Annotated in this window: 14 protein-coding genes; 8 read left to right on the top strand and 6 right to left on the bottom strand. The window is 69.2% G+C overall.

Going from position 1 to position 19,682, the window contains the following annotated elements:
• Nucleotides 1–69: 69 nt before the first annotated feature.
• The gene (locus tag ACH5AF_RS05405; RefSeq protein WP_398900097.1) at nucleotides 70–1,602 is read left to right on the top strand and encodes a phytoene desaturase family protein; all 1,533 of its coding nucleotides are present in this window, start codon (nucleotides 70–72) and stop codon (nucleotides 1,600–1,602) included.
• A 19-nt stretch (nucleotides 1,603–1,621) separates the two neighbouring features.
• On the opposite strand, the gene ACH5AF_RS05400 is transcribed toward ACH5AF_RS05405, so the two are convergent.
• Nucleotides 1,622–3,439, bottom strand: coding sequence for a serine hydrolase (locus ACH5AF_RS05400; RefSeq protein ID WP_398900096.1), 1,818 nt, complete (start codon nucleotides 3,437–3,439; stop codon nucleotides 1,622–1,624).
• A 149-nt stretch (nucleotides 3,440–3,588) separates the two neighbouring features.
• On the opposite strand from ACH5AF_RS05400, the gene ACH5AF_RS05395 reads away from it, so the two are divergent.
• Together ACH5AF_RS05395 and ACH5AF_RS05390 are read left to right on the top strand one after the other, a co-directional pair.
• Nucleotides 3,589–4,698, top strand: a complete 1,110-nt coding sequence (locus tag ACH5AF_RS05395) for an NAD(P)H-dependent flavin oxidoreductase (protein ID WP_398900095.1) — start codon at nucleotides 3,589–3,591, stop codon at nucleotides 4,696–4,698.
• Entirely contained in the window at nucleotides 4,695–6,458 is a 1,764-nt protein-coding gene (locus ACH5AF_RS05390) for an acyl-CoA synthetase (protein ID WP_398900094.1), read from the top strand. The genes ACH5AF_RS05395 and ACH5AF_RS05390 overlap by 4 nt, the downstream gene beginning before the upstream one ends.
• Before the next feature lie 440 nt (nucleotides 6,459–6,898).
• On the opposite strand, the gene ACH5AF_RS05385 is transcribed toward ACH5AF_RS05390, so the two are convergent.
• Both ACH5AF_RS05385 and ACH5AF_RS05380 read right to left on the bottom strand, forming a co-directional pair.
• Nucleotides 6,899–7,177 carry a hypothetical protein gene (locus tag ACH5AF_RS05385; RefSeq protein WP_398900092.1) on the bottom strand — a complete coding sequence of 93 codons (279 nt, stop codon included), beginning with the start codon at nucleotides 7,175–7,177 and terminating at the stop codon, nucleotides 6,899–6,901.
• 754 nt (nucleotides 7,178–7,931) lie between these two features.
• Nucleotides 7,932–9,548 (bottom strand): phospholipase D family protein, encoded by a 1,617-nt coding sequence (locus tag ACH5AF_RS05380; protein WP_398900091.1) that lies wholly within the window; start codon nucleotides 9,546–9,548, stop codon nucleotides 7,932–7,934.
• Nucleotides 9,549–9,989: 441 nt separating this feature from the next.
• Here ACH5AF_RS05380 and ACH5AF_RS05375 point away from each other — a divergent pair, with 441 nt between their 5' ends.
• Both ACH5AF_RS05375 and ACH5AF_RS05370 read left to right on the top strand, forming a co-directional pair.
• On the top strand, nucleotides 9,990–11,150 hold the full coding sequence (locus ACH5AF_RS05375; protein WP_398900089.1) for a BTAD domain-containing putative transcriptional regulator: 1,161 nt from the start codon (nucleotides 9,990–9,992) through the stop codon (nucleotides 11,148–11,150).
• 29 nt (nucleotides 11,151–11,179) lie between these two features.
• Entirely contained in the window at nucleotides 11,180–11,971 is a 792-nt protein-coding gene (locus ACH5AF_RS05370) for a hypothetical protein (protein ID WP_398900087.1), read from the top strand.
• Between the two features lie 289 nt (nucleotides 11,972–12,260).
• Here ACH5AF_RS05370 and ACH5AF_RS05365 read toward each other — a convergent pair whose 3' ends face one another.
• Together ACH5AF_RS05365 and ACH5AF_RS05360 are read right to left on the bottom strand one after the other, a co-directional pair.
• Entirely contained in the window at nucleotides 12,261–12,776 is a 516-nt protein-coding gene (locus tag ACH5AF_RS05365) for a hypothetical protein (protein ID WP_398900085.1), read from the bottom strand.
• Between the two features lie 627 nt (nucleotides 12,777–13,403).
• Nucleotides 13,404–13,820, bottom strand: a complete 417-nt coding sequence (locus ACH5AF_RS05360) for a hypothetical protein (protein WP_398900083.1) — start codon at nucleotides 13,818–13,820, stop codon at nucleotides 13,404–13,406.
• Between the two features lie 630 nt (nucleotides 13,821–14,450).
• On the opposite strand from ACH5AF_RS05360, the gene ACH5AF_RS05355 reads away from it, so the two are divergent.
• Nucleotides 14,451–14,975 carry a hypothetical protein gene (locus ACH5AF_RS05355; RefSeq protein ID WP_398900081.1) on the top strand — a complete coding sequence of 175 codons (525 nt, stop codon included), beginning with the start codon at nucleotides 14,451–14,453 and terminating at the stop codon, nucleotides 14,973–14,975.
• Between the two features lie 902 nt (nucleotides 14,976–15,877).
• Entirely contained in the window at nucleotides 15,878–16,411 is a 534-nt protein-coding gene (locus ACH5AF_RS05350; protein WP_398900080.1) for a VOC family protein, read from the top strand.
• Between the two features lie 479 nt (nucleotides 16,412–16,890).
• Here ACH5AF_RS05350 and ACH5AF_RS05345 read toward each other — a convergent pair whose 3' ends face one another.
• The gene (locus ACH5AF_RS05345; protein ID WP_398900078.1) at nucleotides 16,891–18,675 is read right to left on the bottom strand and encodes an acyl-CoA synthetase; all 1,785 of its coding nucleotides are present in this window, start codon (nucleotides 18,673–18,675) and stop codon (nucleotides 16,891–16,893) included.
• 187 nt (nucleotides 18,676–18,862) lie between these two features.
• Between ACH5AF_RS05345 and ACH5AF_RS05340 the strand changes: the two genes are divergently transcribed.
• Nucleotides 18,863–19,672 (top strand): crotonase/enoyl-CoA hydratase family protein, encoded by an 810-nt coding sequence (locus ACH5AF_RS05340; protein WP_398900077.1) that lies wholly within the window; start codon nucleotides 18,863–18,865, stop codon nucleotides 19,670–19,672.
• The last annotated feature ends 10 nt before the right edge of the window (nucleotides 19,673–19,682 follow it).

Raw genomic sequence — 19,682 nt, 5'->3', positions numbered from 1 at the left:
GGGCGGCACTCCCGGGAACGAAGCGGCTTCCAGGGCGCGCCGCGGGCCGGAAGGGGTTAGGGTCCGGCCATGCCCGCACACGCCTCGTACGACGCCGTCATCGTCGGCGGCGGCCACAACGGCCTGGTCGCCGCCGCCTACCTGGCCCGCGCCGGACGCTCGGTCCTGCTGCTGGAACGTCGGACGATCATCGGGGGAGCGGCTGTCTCGACCCGGCCCTTCCCCGGCGTCGACGCCCGCCTGTCCCAGTTCTCGTACCTCGTCTCGCTGCTCCCCGACAAGATCGTGCGAGAGCTGGAGCTGGACTTCGCCGTCCGCAAGCGCACCGTCTCCTCCTACACCCCCAAGGCAAACGGCGGACTCCTGGTCGGCGGAGCCGGCACTGCGGGCTCGTTCGCACGGATCACCGGCGGGGAACGGGAGTACGCGGCCTGGCAGGAGTTCTACGGCATCACGCGCGAGGTCGCCCGGCGCGTGTTCCCGACGCTCACCGAGCCGCTGCCCGCACGGGAGGAACTGCGTTCCCTCATCGCGGACGAGGCCGCCTGGCGGATGCTGTTCGAGGAGCCGATCGGCGTCGCGATCGAGAAGCGCTTCGCTGACGACCTCGTGCGGGGCGTGGTGCTCACCGACGCGCTGATCGGGACGTTCGCAGACGCCCACGACCCGTCGCTGGTGCAGAACCGCTGCTTCCTGTACCACGTGATCGGCGGCGGCACAGGCGACTGGGACGTACCCGTCGGCGGCATGGGCGCGCTGACCGACGCGCTGGCCGGTGCCGCCCGCGCGGCCGGCGCGGAGATCGCCGTGGAGCACGAGGTCACCGGCATCGAGACGGACGGCACGCGCGCCGAGGTCTCCTTCCGCACCCCCGACGCCGAAGGCACCGTAGCCGCGGGCCAGGTCCTGGTGAACGCCTCCCCGCAGGCGCTCGCGGCCCTGCTGGGAGAGGAAGCCCCCGAGGCCGCAGAGGGCGCGCAGCTGAAGGTCAACATGCTGCTGCGCAGACTGCCCGGACTGCGCGACCGCGATGTCGACCCGAGGGACGCGTTCGCCGGGACGTTCCATGTCTCCGAGGGCTACGAGCAGTTGGCCGTGGCCTACCGCGAGGCGGCGGCGGGTCGGCTGCCCAGCGCTCCTCCCTCCGAGATCTACTGCCATTCGCTGACCGACCCGTCGATCCTCGGACCCGAACTGGTGGCGCAGGGCCACCAGACGCTCACCCTGTTCGGGCTGCACACCCCGGCGCGGCTGTTCGCCGCCGACAACGACGCCGTGCGGGCACAGTTGCTGGCCGCCACGCTCGCCGAGCTCGACGCGTACCTGGCGGAGCCGATCGCCGACTGCCTCGCCCTCGACGCGAACGGCGAGCCGTGCATCGAGGCCAAGACACCGCTCGACCTGGAGCGCGAACTGCGGCTGCCCGGCGGGCACATCTTCCACCGAGATCTGTCGTTCCCGTACGCGACCGGGGAGACCGGGCGCTGGGGTGTGGAGACCGCGCACGCCAACGTGCTGCTGTGCGGTGCGGGCGCCGTGCGCGGCGGCGGGGTCAGCGGTGTGCCCGGCCACAACGCCGCGATGGCGGCGCTTGGCCGGTGAACAGGGGCGGTGGCCGGGGTCAGTCCCGGGAAGGCGCCCAGCCGACCGCCTCGACCAGGGCGGCGTCCGGGGGGCGCGCCTCGTCGAAGAGCACCTGGCCGCGCTCGTCGTCCACTGTGATCGCGTCGACGTACACCCCGCGTCCGACGTAGAGCCGGTCGGTGGTGTACCGCCAGCGCAGTCGTACGTCCGAGCCGCGCCAGGACGACAGGTCCGCCATGAGCCGGTGCCAGACGCGCCCGGACCAGCCGGTCGCCGTGCCCGCGGGATGCGGCTGCTCCCCGCCGTCCGGAGGCGTGGTGGTGAACGGCACTGGCTGCCAGCTCGCCCCGCCGTCCGCCGACGCCTCAAGGAAAAGCCGGTCCGCACCGGGCTCGGTGTCCCACCACAGGGAGCAGCCGAGCCGCCCGGCCGCGGGCCCGAGCGGGGGCAGGGTGAGCGTGGCGGTCGTGGCGCCCGCCATGCCGGCGAACCACGCGGTGCGCCCGTGCGCCGGGCGTACGGGGACGGCTCGGGCGAGGTGGTTGGCGGCGGCGACCCGGGGCGTGCTGCCTGATCGCCAACTGCGCACTGGATGTACCGAGTTGCCGAGGAGAATCAGGAATGAGTCGGTGGTCGGGTCGAGGACGAGGCTGGTACCGGTGAATCCGGTATGGCCGGCGGTGCGGGGGGTGGCCATGGCGCCCATGTACCAGTGCTGGTACAGCTCGAAGCCGAGGCCGTGCTCGTCGCCCGGGAAGGCCGTGTTGAAGTCGGTGAACATCAGCTCCACGGACTTCGGGCCGAGGATGCGGGAGGGGCCGTAGACGCCTGAGTTGAGCAGGGTGCGCGCCAGGATCGCGAGATCCCAGGCACACGAGAAGACGCCGGCGTGGCCCGCGACCCCGCCGAAGCTGTAGGCGTTCTCGTCGTGGACCTCGCCCCACACCAGCCCGCGGTCGAGCCCCGACCAGGGCGGCCGGGCGTCCTCGGTCGCGGCGATCACCGGCTTCCACTCGGCGGGCGGATTGAAGCGTGTGCGGTGCATCCCCAGGGGAGCGGTGATCTCGTCATGGAGCAGGGTGTCCAGAGTGCGACCGGTGATCTTCTCCAGGACCAGCTGAAGTGTGATCAGGTTCAGGTCGGAGTAGAGGTATCGGCCGCCCGGCGGGTTCGCGGGCCTCTCGGTCCACAGCAGCCGCAGCCGCCCCTCCTGCGTGGGCTCCTTGAACAGCGGGATCCACGCACGCAGTCCCGAGGTGTGCGTGAGCACCTGCCGCACGGTGATGTCCTGCTTGCCGGCGCCCCCGAACTCGGGCAGGTACGAGGCGACCGGCATTTCCAACTCCAGCGCGCCGCGCTCCATCTGCTGCACGGCGAGGATCGACGTGAACAGTTTGGAGACGGACGCCAGGTCGAAAACCGTGTCCTCGTGCATCGCGATCTGCTGATCGGCGGGCAGCTCCACGGCCGTGTCGGTCGTCTCGTCGTACGAGGAGTAGCGCAGCGCCTTCCCGATCGCCCGGTGGAGGGCGACCGTGCCGCCACGCCCGGCGAGTAGCACCGCACCCGCGTACCAAGGGTGTTTGGGGGAGGGTTGCAGGAACGTCTCGGCGTCGCTGACCAGCCGGTCCAGGTGCCGGGCCACCAGCCCGGCACGCTCCGGTGTGCCGCGCCGCAGCGTCGGCCGGTGGGCCGTGCCGCCCCCGCCACCCTCCGGTCCCAGGAGCGCGCCCGCGGCCGGTGCGGCGAAGGGGACGGACCCCAGGGTGAGTGCGCCGCCCAGTGCCAGCATCCCGCTGCCCAGTCTCCGCCGGCTGATCGCCCTGCTCCTTGTGTCCGCTGCGTCCTCGGTCATACGGAATCCTTCCTGAAAGTATCTTTCGGATCTTCCGCGACACGTGAAACTTTCTTGTCGGACCGGTGGGCTGTCAACCACTCCAAACAATCTGACGATGCATCAGAAAAGACCTTCCCTCGCCCGGCGGCCTACGGCATGCTGCGTCCATGGAGACGGAGCTGAGCAGACAACTGGGCATCGAGCACGCCATCTTCGGCTTCACACCGTTCCCCGCGGTGGCTGCCGCCATCACCCGGGCGGGCGGCTTCGGCGTACTCGGAGCCGTCCGCTACACCGCGTCCGACGACCTCGCCCGCGACCTCGACTGGCTCCACGACCACGCCGACGGTAAACCGTACGGCCTGGACGTCGTCATGCCCGCGAGGAAGGTCGAGGGCGTGAGCGAGGCGGATGTGGAGGCGATGATCCCCGAAGGGCACCGGACGTTCGTCCGGGACACCCTCGCCGCACACGGTGTCCCCGAACTGGCCGAAGGGCAGACCTCCGGCTGGCGCATCACGGGCTGGATGGAGGAGGTGGCCCGCAGTCAGCTCGATGTCGCCTTCGACCGCCCGATCCGCCTCCTCGCGAACGCCCTCGGCTCCCCACCGCCCGACGTCGTGGCCCGCGCCCACGGCCACGGGATCCTCGTCGCCGCTCTGGCGGGCAGCGCCCGGCACGCCCGCCACCACGCCGAGGCGGGCATCGACATCGTCGTCGCCCAGGGGTACGAGGCAGGCGGCCACACCGGCGAAATCGCCTCCATGGTGCTCACCCCCGAAGTCGCCGACGCCGTCGCCCCGTTGCCCGTGCTCGCCGCCGGCGGCATCGGCAGCGGCGAGCAGATCGCCGCCGGGCTCGCACTCGGCGCCCAGGGTGTGTGGCTCGGCTCACTGTGGCTCACCACCACCGAAGCCCGGCTCGGCCCCCGCGCCCTGACCGCCAAACTGCTGGCCGCGGGCTCCGGCGACACCGTCCGCTCGCGCGCCCTGACCGGCAAACCCGCCCGCCAGCTGCGCACCGCGTGGACCGACGCCTGGGACGACCCCGACGGCCCTGGGACCTTGCCGATGCCGCTCCAGGGACTCCTGGTCGCGGAGGCCGTCTCCCGCATCCAGCGGTACGAGGTGGAGCCGCTGCTCGGCACTCCGGTCGGCCAGATCGTCGGCCGTATGAACGACGAACGCCCCGTCCAGCAGGTCTTCGACGATCTCACCCGCGGCTTCGAACGCGCCGTCGACCGCGTCAACCGCATCGCCGGAAGGAGCGCGGCATGACCCACCACCCCGACGGCCCGGACGCCGTACATCCGCCCGCCACCACGGGTGCCGGCCGCCCGACCACGGCCCCGACCACGGCCCCGACCACGGCCCCGACCACGGCCGCGACCACGGCTCCGGGCGGCGCGGCCCACCGGCCGGGTGCGCCGGGCGCCACCGGGCCCGCGGGCGCCGCAGGCACGGCCCGGCCCGCGGGTGGTCCGGGCGCGGCCCACCCGCCGGGCGGTTTCTGGGCGCAGGCCGCCGCTGAACCCGGCCGCACCGTACTGACCTGCCCGGACGGCGAGCAGTGGCAGGCGGGACGGCTGCACGCCGCCGCCAACCGGCTCGTCCACGGACTGCGGGCCGCGGGCCTGCGGCGCGGCGACGCGTTCGCCGTGGTCCTGCCCAACGGCGTCGAACTCGTCACCGCCGCGCTCGCCGCGACCCAGGCCGGGCTGTATCTCGTCCCGGTCAACCACCACCTCCTCGGACCGGAGATCGCCTGGATCGTGTCCGACTCCGAGGCCCGGGTGCTCATCGCCCACGAGCGTTTCGCCGACGCCGCGACGGCCGCCGGGGACGAGGCGGGGCTGCCTGCGGACCGGCGCTACGCCGTGGGCGAAGTGGCCGGATTCCGCCCGTACGGCGACCTGCTGGACGAGCAGCCGGAGACCCCGCCCGCCGACCGCACGCTCGGCTGGGTCATGAACTACACCTCGGGCACGACGGGCCGTCCCCGGGGAATCCGCAGGCCGCTGCCCGGGAAACCCCCTGAGGAGACGCACCTCGGCGGATTCCTCGGCATCTTCGGCATCAAGCCGTACGACGGCAACGTCCATCTCGTCTGCTCGCCGCTCTACCACACGGCCGTGCTGCAGTTCGCGACGGCGGCCCTGCACATCGGGCATCCGCTCGTCCTGATGGACAAGTGGGCCCCCGAGGAGATGCTCCGGCTCATCGAGGCGTATCGCTGCACGCACACCCACATGGTGCCCACCCAGTTCCACCGGCTCCTCGCGCTGCCCGGTGAGGTGAGGAAGCGCTACGACGTCTCCTCCATGCGGCACGCCATTCACGGCGCAGCGCCCTGCCCCGAGCACATCAAACGCGCCATGATCGACTGGTGGGGGAGCTGTGTCCAGGAGTACTACGCGGCGAGTGAAGGCGGGGGAGCCTTCGCGACCGCCGACGACTGGCTCAAGAAGCCCGGCACCGTTGGCAGGGCGTGGCCGATCAGTGAACTGGCCGTCCTCGACGACGACGGCAATCGCCTGGCGCCGGGAGAGGTCGGCACCGTGTACCTGCGGATGACGACCGGCGGCTTCAGCTACCACAAGGACGAGGCGAAGACGGCACGCAGCCGCGTCGGCGACTTTTTCACCGTCGGGGACCTCGGTTTCCTCGACGAGGACGGCTGGCTCTTCCTGCGTGACCGCAAGATCGACATGATCATCTCGGGTGGGGTCAACATCTACCCGGCCGAGATCGAGTCCGCGCTGCTCACCCACCCGGCCGTCGCCGACGCCGCAGTGTTCGGCATCCCGCACCCCGACTGGGGCGAGGAGGTCAAGGCCGTGGTGGAACCGGCGGACGGCCACCTCCCGGACGAGACCCTGGCCGCCCGCATACTCGCCCACTGCGCGCACGGACTCGCCGCCTACAAGCGCCCCAGGTCCGTCGACTTCGTGACGGTGATGCCGCGCGACCCGAACGGCAAGCTCTACAAGCGCAGGCTCCGCGACCCGTACTGGGAGGGCCACGAACGGCCACTGTGACACACGGGACCGGGCCGTGTCCGCCGCCCGCGCAGGGTTCGTGCCGGCGCCGATTCACGGTGGAGGCGTCAACTCTCCGTGTCCACAAACGAGGCGCTGTGCTCGATGCCTTGGCGCGTGCCCTGAGGCGGGCTGAACGGCGGCCGGTACCCGGAGCCCGAAGCCGCCGCTCAACCCTCAGTGAAGCGGAGCTGGTACCACGTCGCCGTTCAGTTGCGGTTAACCCGCCGGGCTGCAGACCGCGACGGCAAAGCCCTGAACTCCGGTGGATTCGGCAGTCACTTGCCAGCCCTGCTGGGTGCCCGTAATTTGGACCGGACTACTCTCAATGGGCTGTAGGACGCCCCCTGATGCCTGGAAACCGCCGCCGGTGACCAGTGTGCCGTCAGGGCAGGCGGCAGTCGACTGGAAGCCCAGGGGTCCTTGTACGAATGTAGTGCTCACCACGCCTGGCTCCCCCTGCGTGCCTTGGGCGCCTTGGGGACCCTGGGCGCCGGTGTCTCCTTGGAAGCCCTGTTCGCCCTGCGGGCCTTGGGGGCCGGTGTCTCCTTGGAAGCCCTGTTCGCCTTGCGGGCCTTGGGGGCCGGTGTCTCCTTGGAAGCCTTGCTCGCCTTGCGGGCCTTGGGCGCCGGTGTCTCCTTGGAAGCCTTGCTCGCCCTGCGGGCCTTGGGGGCCGGTGTCTCCCTGGAAGCCCTGCGGACCCTGCGGACCTTCGTCACCCTGCGGACCCTGCGGACCTGTCTTGCCCCGGCACTTGTCGCCGCCACTCTCCGAAGTAAGGCTCGCCTTGTTGTCGGGGCCGTCCTCGTCCGTCTCACAGCGGTCTTTGTCACGGTCGGCTGTAAGGGCACCATTCGGACCCGGCAGTCCCAGGCTGTGCTCGGGACCAGACCTGTGGATCGCGTCGGCGACGGCCACGGTGCTCGGGGCGATATTGAGCACTGCGGCAATGGCGCCGGCCGAAACCATCGTTGCGGTTTTGATGCGGCAACTTCGGGTAGTTTTACTGCTCACCAGAGGACCTTCCTCGCAGAACGTGGAGTTACCACAGCGCAGGGCGCACAGTTGAGATGTGCGCTCATTCCGCACGCGCGTGGCGTTGCCCGTGGTCTCGGGCAGAGCCATCCTTTGCCTTGTGTGATGAAAAGATGACTGCGGTGGCTGAAGATCACCTGAGCGGCCTCACCAACACCTCACATGGATTGGGCCTGCCTCGATCCAAGATCCACACCCGTCCCGCAGCGAAACGTCCTGATCAGGCGGTCCGAACCCACCTCCGACGCCCTGGCGGCCAATCGCTGGGTCCTTTACGCACCACGGCACCGTGGCCGTCGAGATGATCGGCCGTCGGATCGATCTCGGGAGCTACCGAGTGTTCGACGACGTCCTCACGGGTGGAGGCGCGTCCCTGGCGCCTCGAGGACGCCGGCACTGGATGATCGCCCGCCGGTATGAGCCGGCCCCACCGGCTTCTCAGAACGCCTTGCGCAGCCTCAGCCGCAGCGGGCGGCCGTCCGGATCGATGATCACGCGGTACAGCGGCGTCGCGAGAAGTCGCTGCGCCCGCGAAAGTTCCGGTGGCCGGTAGGCGCGCAGACGTCCGGGCGGCCTGGGACCGGACCGCCCCCTTTTGTGCCAGGAGTCCAGAGCGGCCGCCGCCGACGCGAAGGCGTCGAAGGCGCCCACCGGATCGCACAGGACGTCGGGCGCCTGCGGGTCCTTGGCTTCCTCCCGGTCCAGGTGCTCGCGCGCGAGCATCAGCCGCAGGTTCCTGGCGAAGGGGCGCGCGCCGTCGCCGAGGCCGGCGGGATCCTGCGGTTCTCGGGGGTCCGTCGTCTCGTCCAGAACGGCGCAGCTGAGTTCGGAGTCGTGCGTCCAAGAGCGCAGGTTGATGTTGTCGGAGCCCACCGCGGCCCACACGTCGTCGATCACGCACACCTTGGCGTGCACATACACCGGTGTCCCGGCATGGTTCTCCAGCCCGTATACCGCGACCCGCCCGCCGCCCGCCCGCCGCAGTGTTTCCAGAGCGGTGATGCGGCCGATCAGGTTCATCGGCAGAGTGAGCGGGCCGTCCTGTTCGGGGACGGAGGGGATGACTGCGATGAGGCGCAACTCGGGATTCGCTCGGAGCGCCCGGGCGAAGTGCTCCACCACCTGCGGGGACCACAGGTACTGGTCCTCCAGATAGATGAGTGCCCGTGCCCGCCGCAGTGCCTTCAGGTAGGCACGCGCGACGCTGCGCTCGCCGTCAGGGGCGAAGTCGTAGCCTCGCAACAGCCGGTTGGGGTACGTGCGCAGCACCTGCACCGTGTGCGTGCCGCGGGGCGAGGGGTCGGGCAGCTGAGGGGGCAGTGGGTTCGCGTGGATGTCCTCCCGGTGCAGCAATTCGCGCAGCCGGGACAACGGGCTGCGGCTGAGGGGTGCCGGATCCGTCCAGCGCTCCCGGAAGACGGTCTCGATGTCGCCGACAGCGGGGCCCCGGATCGCGAGCTGGATGTCGTGCCAGGGTGGATGTGGTCCGTACGCTTCGGCGATGGGCTGGGAACGGTCGTCGCCGCCGTGGCCGATGTCGTCGTTGCGGTTGTGCGACAGGTCGATGCCACCGACGTACGCGACGTCGAGTTCGGGACGCCCGGGATGGCGCAGGACGACGCACTTCTGATGGTGCGTGCCGCCGGGGCGCACTCGCATGTCCAGCAGGTACTCGCCGCCCCCCGCGCGGATCTCCTCGCCGAGGTGGCGGTTCTCCTCCTCGCTGAACTGGAAACTGTCCAGGTGGGAATGCCACACCAGACCCTTGACGACCACTCCGCGCTCGGCCGCCTCGCGCAGCACGGTGCCGATCTCGGTCCCGGGGCCCGCGAGCCGCTCGTCGGGATCGCCGCGCCAGTCGGTGAACAGCAGCAGGTCTCCGGCCCGCAAGGCGCGGACGGCGGCGAGCAGCTCGGCGAAGTACGTCGCGCCGTGGACCAGGGGGTGAACTTCATTGCCGATCGACCATGCCGTCCCGTCGGGGTGCCGGCGGTCCAAGCGGGTTGTGGGATTGCCGCGCTGACTGGCCGTCAGCAGCCACTCGGTGGGTTCCACGGACGGCACCTCCGACCTACGACCGCAGGGCACCACGTGCGCTTCCAACGGTCTCTTTCGTACCACTCCAGGCCCGATCTCGCAGCCGCAGCCGCAGCCGCTGCCGGTTCCGGTGTGAGCGGCCGACGCCGCTGCGGGTCGGCGGGGCCTCGGTGTGCTGCTCCAAGGTGCGCGAAGGGGTCCCACCGCAGGTAGCACTCACCGCCGTGCCGGCCTGCCACCGATGGCCCTCGGCTGCGGGCGACCTTCGCCGCCGGGGCCGGACGGCCGGCCGTCGACCGCGGCAGGTCGGCCTGTACCGCCTCGAGCGGCTGCCGGAACGAGGGGCCAGGTCGAACTCCGGCCCCACGGCCGCACCGGGTGGTCGAGTCGCTGACCTTCGCCCTCGGCCTGTGGCCGGTCCGGCGCTGTCCGAGTTGACCGGATATCAGTAACTCCGTTATGCAGGTGCGAGGGTGGAGGATCCACTGGTGGCCTCGGGCGAGCTGCCGGCCGAGGCCGAACTCGCCTCGGGCGGGCACGGACAGGCCGTCGCACGGCTGTGGGACTTACCCACATCACCCGCTTCGGGAGCGGCCGCAGGCCCAGCTCATGCGCGCGCTGTACCGGACTGGCCGCCAGACTGAGGCGCTCGTGCTGTACCGGCGCACCAGGACCAGGCTCATCGAGGAGCTCGGCGTCGAGCCGAGCCCGGAACTCGTCGGTGCCCAGCGGGTGATCCTCCGCCGCGACGAGAGCCGTGCACGGTCATACCCGCTCGCCGGGGCGACGGTATCCACCACCGGCCGTCGTGCGAGGAGTGCAACTCCGGGATACGCTGGTGAAAGCCGTCAGGGTGGGGAATTCCTCTGGCCGCCTGGCCAAGACCGCCTGACCAAGTCTTGCGGCAGCATTCATGACAATACGGCAGTGGTGACGCCGCGCCGGTTCGTCCTCTGTCAAGAGGCGTCGGCGGAATCGAGCAGAAGGGCCGACAAGATGCCCGCACAGTTCGACAAGATCGCAATATGGCTCGCCTTCTTCATCCCCATGCCTGTCATCGAGGCAATGCGTGAGTGCTTTCACGGCGACGGCCGGGACTTCACTTCCGATCCCAATGAGCAGCGGTTCCGTGCACGGTCCGAAATAGTCGTGACCGGCTTCCTCGCGAACCAACCGGAAGAGACGGACTTCCATCAGTGCGGCGAATCCATGAAGTTGGAATGCGCGACAGGCGAGGTGCTGGCCAGAGAGACCGCCGGCACCGATGCGATGTCGTTCCACCACTTCAGTGTCGGAAACACCTTCCCCGACCCTCATGGCGGTGTGATAGACAATCCGAACGAGTTCTGCGTCAACTTCAGCTACGACGGAGCTGCCGTCAACCCCCTGGCACCGCCGGGATCCCCCGCCGCGGATCTGAGTGCCTTCTTCACGATCGATCCGGTCGGTCGTACGGTGTCCGTTCGAGGAGCGACCAACGCGTTCCCCAACTACGAGGCGTACGCGAGTGTCGACGACGGCCCGCCCGTGGTCCTGTTTCAGCAGAAACACACGCTCGGACCCGTCGAAGGCCTGCCCGGTGCTGCCGACCAGCCCGTCAGCGCGACTGTTTCCGTATAGGCGGCTGTCCCGTTTGGAGGTCGATCCCCGTGTCCGTCCCCAGGATCGTCACCGCCCAGCTCCTGGAACGCTTCATCTTCAACTTCAGGCTGCGTCCTGACAAGTTGAACGAACGACTTCCCGCCACCTGGTTGCAGCCGCAGGTATTCAACGGATGGTCGGTGGCATCCTTCTGTGTTCTGGTTCTCGACCAGGTGACATTGTGGCCGATTCCTCCGCTGATCAACATCCGCACTGTTTCCTGCGCCTACCGCTGTGGAGCCGTCGATCTTTCGTCTTCGCGGCCGGTTCCGACGGTGTACATCACGGACAGGAACGCGGACCGTCCGCTGATCGCGACTGTTGCGCCCTTTGTCCTGAAGGACGCGATTCCCCTCGTGAAGGCTGACGTGGCCCACTCCGAAGGCGTCACCGAGGTCAGTGTCAGTCACACCGACGGTCAGCGCCTGTTCTCGGCGCTCGTGCATGCGGCACCGAATCCCGGCGAGCTGGAATCCGAAGTCTTCGATTCTCTCGAAGCGTTCGTCTCCTTCATCAAGGGCGGAGTGTCGAGCTGGGCACCGTCAGTTCAGCAGGGGATGCTCGCCAGGGTTGATCTGGCCAAGGAGGATGCCGGATACGAGGCACGCACGGCCAAAGTCGACTTCAGTGCACTGGAAAGTCTTTGGCGCGATGCCGACATGACCCTCGACAGTGTGGTCAGAGCCACCGGAGGCAGCTACCGCTGGACCTATCGGGGGCTTGCCAAAGCCGACCGCCAGGTACGTTCCGACGCGCCCGCGGACCCGGGATTGGCCACGGCCGATCTGTTTCCTTCCTGAACGGCCATCTCCATTTGGTGAGTCGGCGACGTAGGCCTCGCAGCCGTTCTCTTGGCCGCCGCCGTGCTCACAGGCTGCCCAAGCGCCGGGGGCGCGGCGTGGTGAATCTGCTCGGTGATGGCCATACCGACCGACTATGAGGGCCACCGGGCTCGCCTGGTGAGCCAGGCCAGGCCCCTTCGTGGACGGGCGAGGTGGCACTGGCCACCCTAGACTCCTGACCTGCTGAAACGCGTGAGACGCACGGGGCCTCCGGAACCGTATTCGGTCTGCCGGCGCCGCCCCCGGTTCACGGAGAAGCCGGAAAGCGGTATAGACCGACCTCTGGGTCCGGCGGGCCGTCCATGCCGAGATCTCGACGCATGGTCTCGCGGAGGTTGGCGTTCGTGCGCCAGAGTTCTGCCCTTGAACGCAGGTAGGCATCGCTGCTCACGTCAGGGATGTCGATGAGCACATCTCTCATAGTCGTGAGTGCATCGCAGGTGCTCACCGCCAACTGAATGATCTCGGCCGGCGCAGTCAAGGACAGGCTTTGACGGAGTCGCCATACACCTGAGCCATCGAGTGCCTGGTGGAGCAGACCGTAACGGATCTCAGCCGACGACACATCACCCTGGAGGATCACGGACCTCATGTCAGAGTGACTCTGACTCAGAGCCATGAGGAACTCGGAGTACACGTCTCTGCGGGTCTGCGCGGCCTCCTTTTCTCTGTCGCGACGCCAGCGGATCCGCTCAGCGATCAAGGCAGAACTCACACCGACGATGGCACCAGCCAACGTGCTCAGCGGAGATATCCAGTCCACCCTCAGAAGCTAGCTCAGGTGGCTGGCCATGCCTACGGCACGTAGAGGGGCGTCACCCAAGACCGAGGAGTCGGCCTTCCCCGTCGAATACGCGATCCTTGGCTGGTGTTCTTCCCGAGAACGTCCCGAGTTTCGGTGCGGTCTCTCTGCGGTCGGCGCGAGACGACCACCTCGCCACGACCATCCAGATGAGGGCAAATCGTCATGCAGGTTGAAGGAGGGCCGCATATCGCATCATCCTTGCCACCATGAGTCTCGCCTCCACCTCCTTGGACGTGCCCTCCATGGGCGACTACGCCTACGACTGGGCCCTGGTCGATGTGGAGACCTCGGGGCTCATGGCTCGGTGAGACCGCGTACCGTCCGTAGCGGTGATCACGATCGGTCCGGACGGCGAGCAGACTAGGCCGTCGTCCCGGTGGCTGAGCCGGAAGCGGAACCAGTCGTCGGGCCAGTGGAGCTGGGGCCGACCACAACCTCTGCCGCACCCGTTCCGAAAGCAGCAGCCCTCCCTGCGGCCGCCCCCGATGTGTCAGTACCCGCTCCGCGCCGACCGGAGCCCTCCGTCGGCACGATGGACAAGCCTTTGGCGCCAGCCGTCGGTTCCCAGGTGTCCGCCGGCGATGCTCAGGTGCCCGGTGTAAAGCCTTGTGTGCTGCGGAGGCCCATGGAATGGAGAATATCCTCCGTGGGCGCGTCCTGGGCTCGAATGTAAAGGTTCTCGAAGAACGGAAGGAACGGCGCTTGCCGCGCTACTCGTTCGGCGCGAATGTAGGGCTCGAGTGTCTCCCACACTCGACGGATGCGGAAATGGAAGATTCCCAGCGCTATACGGGAGTCCACCATGTTCAGCGCATACATGATGCCGATGTACTCGTACGTGAATATGACGTTTCGCGTTGCAATACGCGCCTGTTCGGGGAGTGCGTCTATACCACCCTCTGGTGGATGCTCTTCGACAAGGCGAGTGAGGACGTACCGCTGGTCATTCTGGAACTCTTTGTCTCGAGTGGCGCTCAGAGCGACTTCAAGGAGGAGTGCCATATTGCTTGCAGATCGCGCGTACCGCAGTTGTCTAATCGTGGCAAAGCCGGATAGTGCCAGAGCAATCAACGAGATTACGAGTGAAGCAGCGTTGTACAAGGTGGCCTCCCGTGGAACCAATGTGCCGCGTGAGAGGGACGTAGGTTCGGATTTGGTGAGCCCGCACCAGCCTCTGACGGTGACTGACCGTCAGGCTTGGCGCAAGGGCGCACGGGGGGTAAACCAGCGCAGGCGAGGCGCGCCAACGAGATCCCGCCAAGTGCAGATCGGTTCGGTTTCAGGGGGCTTCAGTCCACTCCGCTCTCACCAGCCCAGCGCGGTTGTGGTCAGCGGGGGAAGTGCTGGCGCGTCCGAGTCCGTTCCCGCAGCCGCGGGGCCTCTCCGGCTGGCGCTTTGACGAGGCCCCCGCTCAAGTCCTACGTACGGGCTGTCCCGTAGCTGTTGGCACTGGTAGATGAGACTGAGCCGCTCGGTTGGCACCTGCGCACTTGGGTGGCAGCAGTACGCATCTCGGTTGACGCGTGGCTGCTGCACCCTGCACCAGGTGATTCGCAGGCGTCCCGCCCAGCTCCCGTCCTATCCTGTCCGCTGCCGTCCATGCCGGGACGGGCCCGACGGAGGAGTGGCGGAGTGCCGGACGTGTACAAGATCATGCTGGATGCCGAGTTGAGCAAGGCGTTCGACGTGTGGTCCGGCTATCTGAACGCCCGGACTGGCGAGGATGCTCAGGTCCGTGCACGACTGCGCTCCACGTTGGACTCGGCCCGCGCGGCAGCCGCCGAGGGCGATCCCGCGTCTGCACGCGCCTTGTTGGCAGAGATGTACGACGACGCCCGAGGAGCCGGCCTTGCCTGGGCCCCCGTGCAGCCTGGTCCCTGCGCGGCGGACCGGCAGGCGCGCGACTACGCCAAGGACGAACTGCGGCAGGTGCTTCCTGTGCACCTGCGCGAGGATCTCGACAGCATCGCGATCTACCTGCGCGTCACGGCCCGCCGCCTCCAGGCCGCCCCCGGCCTCGACGCCGCCACCCGCCAGGACACCCTCTACATCTCGGCCCGCGCCGGGATGGCCCTTGATCTTGCCCACCCGACAGCAGCGCGACGGGAACTCGAACGCCTGAAGGCAATTGCGCGACGCTGCGGCGTGGAGCCCTGAGAACCGAGCGACAACGGCCGCGATCTGCCCACGGGGCCAGCCCTGCGGCGTACGGCCGCGGCGCCGGACGACGGCATGCGGCACGCATGCGCGCAAAAGGGCAACTGAGCAGCTCCGTTGGAGCGCGATGCCAACTCGGGCGCTCAGTCACATGAGATGATCTTGGTGTGCCTGGTGTGCCTGGTGTGCCTGGTGTGCCTGGTGTGCCTGGCCAGCCGTGGCCTTGCCCGCCGGTCCCGCTGTCCCCCGATGGTGGCCCGAAGGCCGTCTGACGTGACGCTCGAATCTTGCAAGCCCGTCCTCTGGGAGATGGTTCGACGGGTGCCTCGATCAGTGCCCGCTTGTTCGTCTCAGCGTCGCTGTGGCGGTGGGGACGAACGGCACGGTCACTGGGTGCCTCTACCGCCGGTCAGGGCTGGCGTCGGGAGAGGTGGTCCTGGAGTCCGGGGTGGCGGAACTGGTACACCACCCCCGCCTGTCGCAGCACGCCTCGCTGGTGCGCGTCGGCGCAACGAGCCCGATCCGGCCTGGTGGGACCGCCTGGAGTCGATCAAGGCCCCGACCCTGGTGATCGCCGGCGGGCCCGCGAGCAGCGTCTCCCAGGACCGGCTGACCGCGCTGGCCGCGCGGGTCCCGGGCGCACGCCTGGTCACCGTCGAAGCGGGGCACCTTGTCCACAGACCAGGCCGGAGGAGATCTTGGCCGCGCTGAAGGACTTCGGCGTCTGACGGACGCGGCGCCGGGACGTACCGGTCACGCACCGCACCCGTGCGTGACCGGTTGGTACGTACGGACCCATTGTGGAGGCGCCGGCCGCACGCGACGCGGTACTCGGCCAGGATCCGGGGAATATGGCGAAGAGAAGTTGAATTGCGCAATCACCTGAGGTGAAGGAGTCCGCGATGCCTCAGCCAGAGGGAGCCGCGCTCGATGCCGTCCGCGCCCGCCGCGAGGAGCTGCGGCAACGCTATCTGCGGCCACCGGGCGACCGGCCCGCGACGACTACCCGCGGTATCCACCATGTGGCGTTCATCTGCCGTGACGTCGAGGAGACCATCCGCTTCTACCAGGGGTTCCTGGGCTTCCCGCTCGTGGAGATCGTGGAGAACCGTGACTACCGCGGCTCGACCCACTTCTTCTTCGACATCGGCAACAACAACCTGCTGGGGTTCTTCGACTTCCCCGGTCACGAGCACCCACCCGCCACGGAGACGATCGGTGGCGTGCAGCACATGGCCCTGTCGGTGGACGCGCCGCACTACACGGCCGCGCGCAAGAAGCTCGACGAGGCGGGAGTGGAGTACGCGGGGCCCGACCGGGGGGTCGAGGAGAGCCTGTACCTCCACGACCCGAACGGCGTGCCGCTGGAGCTGTACCGCGAGCGGCTCGGCATCTTCAACGGCGAGCAGATCCTCGACAGCGTCGCCGACGACTGAGCGGGGCGCCGGGTCCTTCGCGACAGACGGCACCCCGCCCGTGGCCTTCGGGTTGCCAGCCCCCTGGACCGGCCGGAGCCGCACGTCAGCCCGCCGCGCAGCTTTCGGCCTCCCTCGCCGCCCTTCGTACGATCGACACGCGTGATCCGCGTGATCCGCGTGATCCGCGTGATCCGCGTGACCGCGTGACCGCGTGACCGCGTGACCGCGTGATCCGCGTGATCCGCGTGACCGCGTGACCGCGTGACCGCGTGACCGCGTGATCCTGTGATCCGTCGATCCGGGAAGTGAACCCGTACAAATCGCCGACCCCGCGGCGTCGCGGCGGGAGCCGCCGTGCGACGGCCGGCTCGTCGCGGCCGCAGCGCACGTGCGCCACGAGCGCCGCCTCGACTCCCCGCAGACGGCCGCCCCGGCACGGGCCGTCGGTCGGCGCCTGCCGAAGCCGGGCCTGGCGGGCCGGGGGAACGGGCGGCCGTTCAGGCCCGGGGCGCCGGATCCGGGCGCCGATCCGGACCGGCATCCGCATCCTGGTCCGGAGCCGGAGCCGGAGCCGGAGCCGGAGCCGCTGCCGCAGCCGCATCCGGAATCGCATCCTGGTCCGGCTCCGTAGCCGGCTCTGGGGTGGCCGCATCCGCAGCCCGATCCGGGCCCGGATCCGACGCCACCGCACGCGCCCAGCGGTAGTCCGCCTTACCGCTGGGCGAACGCCGGATCTCCTCGGTGATCACCAGTCGGCGGGGGATCTTGTAGCCCGCGAGACGGCCGCGGCAGTGCGACCGCAGATCCTCCAGAGTCGGCGCGGCGGCTCCCGCGCGTGGCTGCACCACCGCTGCGACCTGGTTGCCCCATGTCCCGTCCGGCACCCCCGCGACCAGCGCGTCGTACACGTCGGGATGGGACTTCAGGGCCTGCTCGACCTCCTCCGGGTACACCTTCTCGCCGCCCGTGTTGATGCATTGGGATCCGCGGCCGAGGACCGTGACGATGCCGCTCTCGTCGACCGTCGCCATGTCACCGAGCAATACCCATCGCTCGCCACCGCGCCGGAAGAACGTCTCCGCCGTCTTCCGCGGGTCGTTGTAGTAGCCCAGCGGGACATGACCGCGTTGCGCGATGCGGCCGGGCTCGCCCGGCTTCACCGGCTCGTACGTCACCGGGTCCACCACCGCCGTACGGGAGTTGACCCTCAGCCGGAAGCCGTTGTCCGGTCCCGAGTCGTCGGTCGCCGTGCCGTTGAAACCGGACTCGGACGAGCCGAAGTTGTTCAGCAGCAGTACCTTCGGGGCGAGCGCGGCGAACTGGGCGCGCACCGTCTCCGACATGATCGCGCCGGAACTGGAGACGCTGAACAGCGACGACAGGTCGCAGCCCTTGAGCGGACCGCTGAGCGCGTCGATCAGCGGCCGCAGCATCGCGTCGCCGACGAGGGACACGCTGGTCACCTTCTCCCGCTCGATGGTCCGCAGCACCTCGTGCGGCACGAATTTGCGGTGCAGCACGACCCGTTGGCCGAAGTTGAATCCGATGAACGCGGTGAGGGTCGATGTGCCGTGCATCAGCGGGGGAGTGGGGAAGAAGGTGATGCCGTCGCCGCCGGCGCCGACCCGCTGGGCCAGCTCCTCGGGCGACGACACTGGCTCCCCAGTCGGCGCCCCGCCTCCGAGGCCCGAGAAGAACAGGTCCTCCTGACGCCACATCACCCCCTTGGGCATGCCGGTCGTCCCGCCCGTGTAGATGATGAACTGGTCGTCCCCCGAACGCGGCGCGAACCCGCGGCCGGACGACGCCGCCGCCTCGGCGTCGGCGAAGGCCACCGCGCGGACGAGCGGCGTGCCGTCGGGCGGCGTGCCGACCCGCAGGAGATGGCGGAGCCGGTCAGCACGGGGCAGGACGCCGGCGACCCGCTCGGTGAACTCGGCGTCGAAGACGAGCGCCGCCAGATCGGCGTCGCGGTAGAGGTAGACCAGTTCCTCCTCCACGTAACGGTAGTTGACGTTCACCGGCACGATGCGTGCCTTGAGGCAGCCGAGGACGGTCTGCAGATACTCCACGCCGTTGTACAGATGCAGGCCCAGGTGCTCGCCGGGCCGGAGCCCCGTGTCCAGCAGATGGTGGGCGATGCGGTTGGCCGCCGCGTCGAGCCCGGCGTAGGTGAGGCGACGCTCGGCACCCGTGCCCGGGTGGTCGATGTACACCAGCGCCTCGCGGTCCGGGACCGCGTCGACGACCGACTCGAACAGATCGGCAAGGTTGTACTCCACCGCTCCTCCTGTCATCGGCGAACACGGCCTGTCATCGGCGAACCAGGGCCCGGCCGTCATTAGAGCGCCGGGCGGCACCAGGGGGAAGGCCCGCTGCCCCAAAAATCTGACTGATTGTCAGAAAACTCTTGAACTGGCACCCGGCCTACTGCAACCTGTTCCAGGTCACCGGACGGGAGGTCCGCGCATGGGACGAGACGGCGGTACCGAACACCTCACCGTGCGGCGCGAAGGCGCCACACTCGTGCTCACCCTCAACAGGCCCGAGGCGAAGAACGCCCTGTCCATGGCCATGCTCGTCGGCCTGTACGACGGCTGGCTGCAGGCGGACGACGACGACACCGTCCGCTCCGTCGTCCTCACCGGCGCCGGCGGCAGTTTCTGCTCCGGCATGGACCTCAAGGCGCTCGCCGGCCGGGGCATGGCCGGGCAGCAGTACCGGGACCGGATGGCAGCCGACCCCGATCTGCACTGGAAGGCGATGCTCCGCCACCACCGGCCCCGTAAACCGGTGATCGCCGCCGTCGAGGGCCACTGCGTGGCGGGCGGCACCGAGATCCTGCAGGGCACCGACATCCGTGTCGCGGGCGAAGGCGCGACGTTCGGACTCTTCGAGGTCCGCCGCGGACTGTTCCCGATCGGCGGCTCGACCGTACGGCTGCCGCGCCAGATCCCGCACACCCACGCCCTGGAGATGCTGCTCACGGGCCGCCCCTACAGCGCCGACGAGGCGTTCCGGATCGGGCTCGTGGGCCGTGTCGTCCCGGACGACACCGCGCTGGAGACGGCACTCGGCATCGCGGAACGGATCAATGCCTGCGGCCCGCTGGCCGTGGAGGCCGTCAAGGCATCCGTCTACGCCACGGCCCACATGGCCGAGGCGGAGGGACTGGCCGCCGAACTGAAGCGGGGCTGGCCGCTCTTCGACACGGCCGACGCCAAGGAAGGCGCCCGCGCCTTCGCCGAGAAACGTCCCCCGGTCTACCGCCGGGCCTGACCCCGTCCGT

The organism is Streptomyces sp. NPDC018833 (assembly GCF_044390825.1).
Lineage (GTDB): Bacteria > Actinomycetota > Actinomycetes > Streptomycetales > Streptomycetaceae > Streptomyces.
The sequence above is the reverse complement of the archived record's forward strand: the minus strand, read 5'-3'. Positions and strand labels throughout refer to the sequence as shown.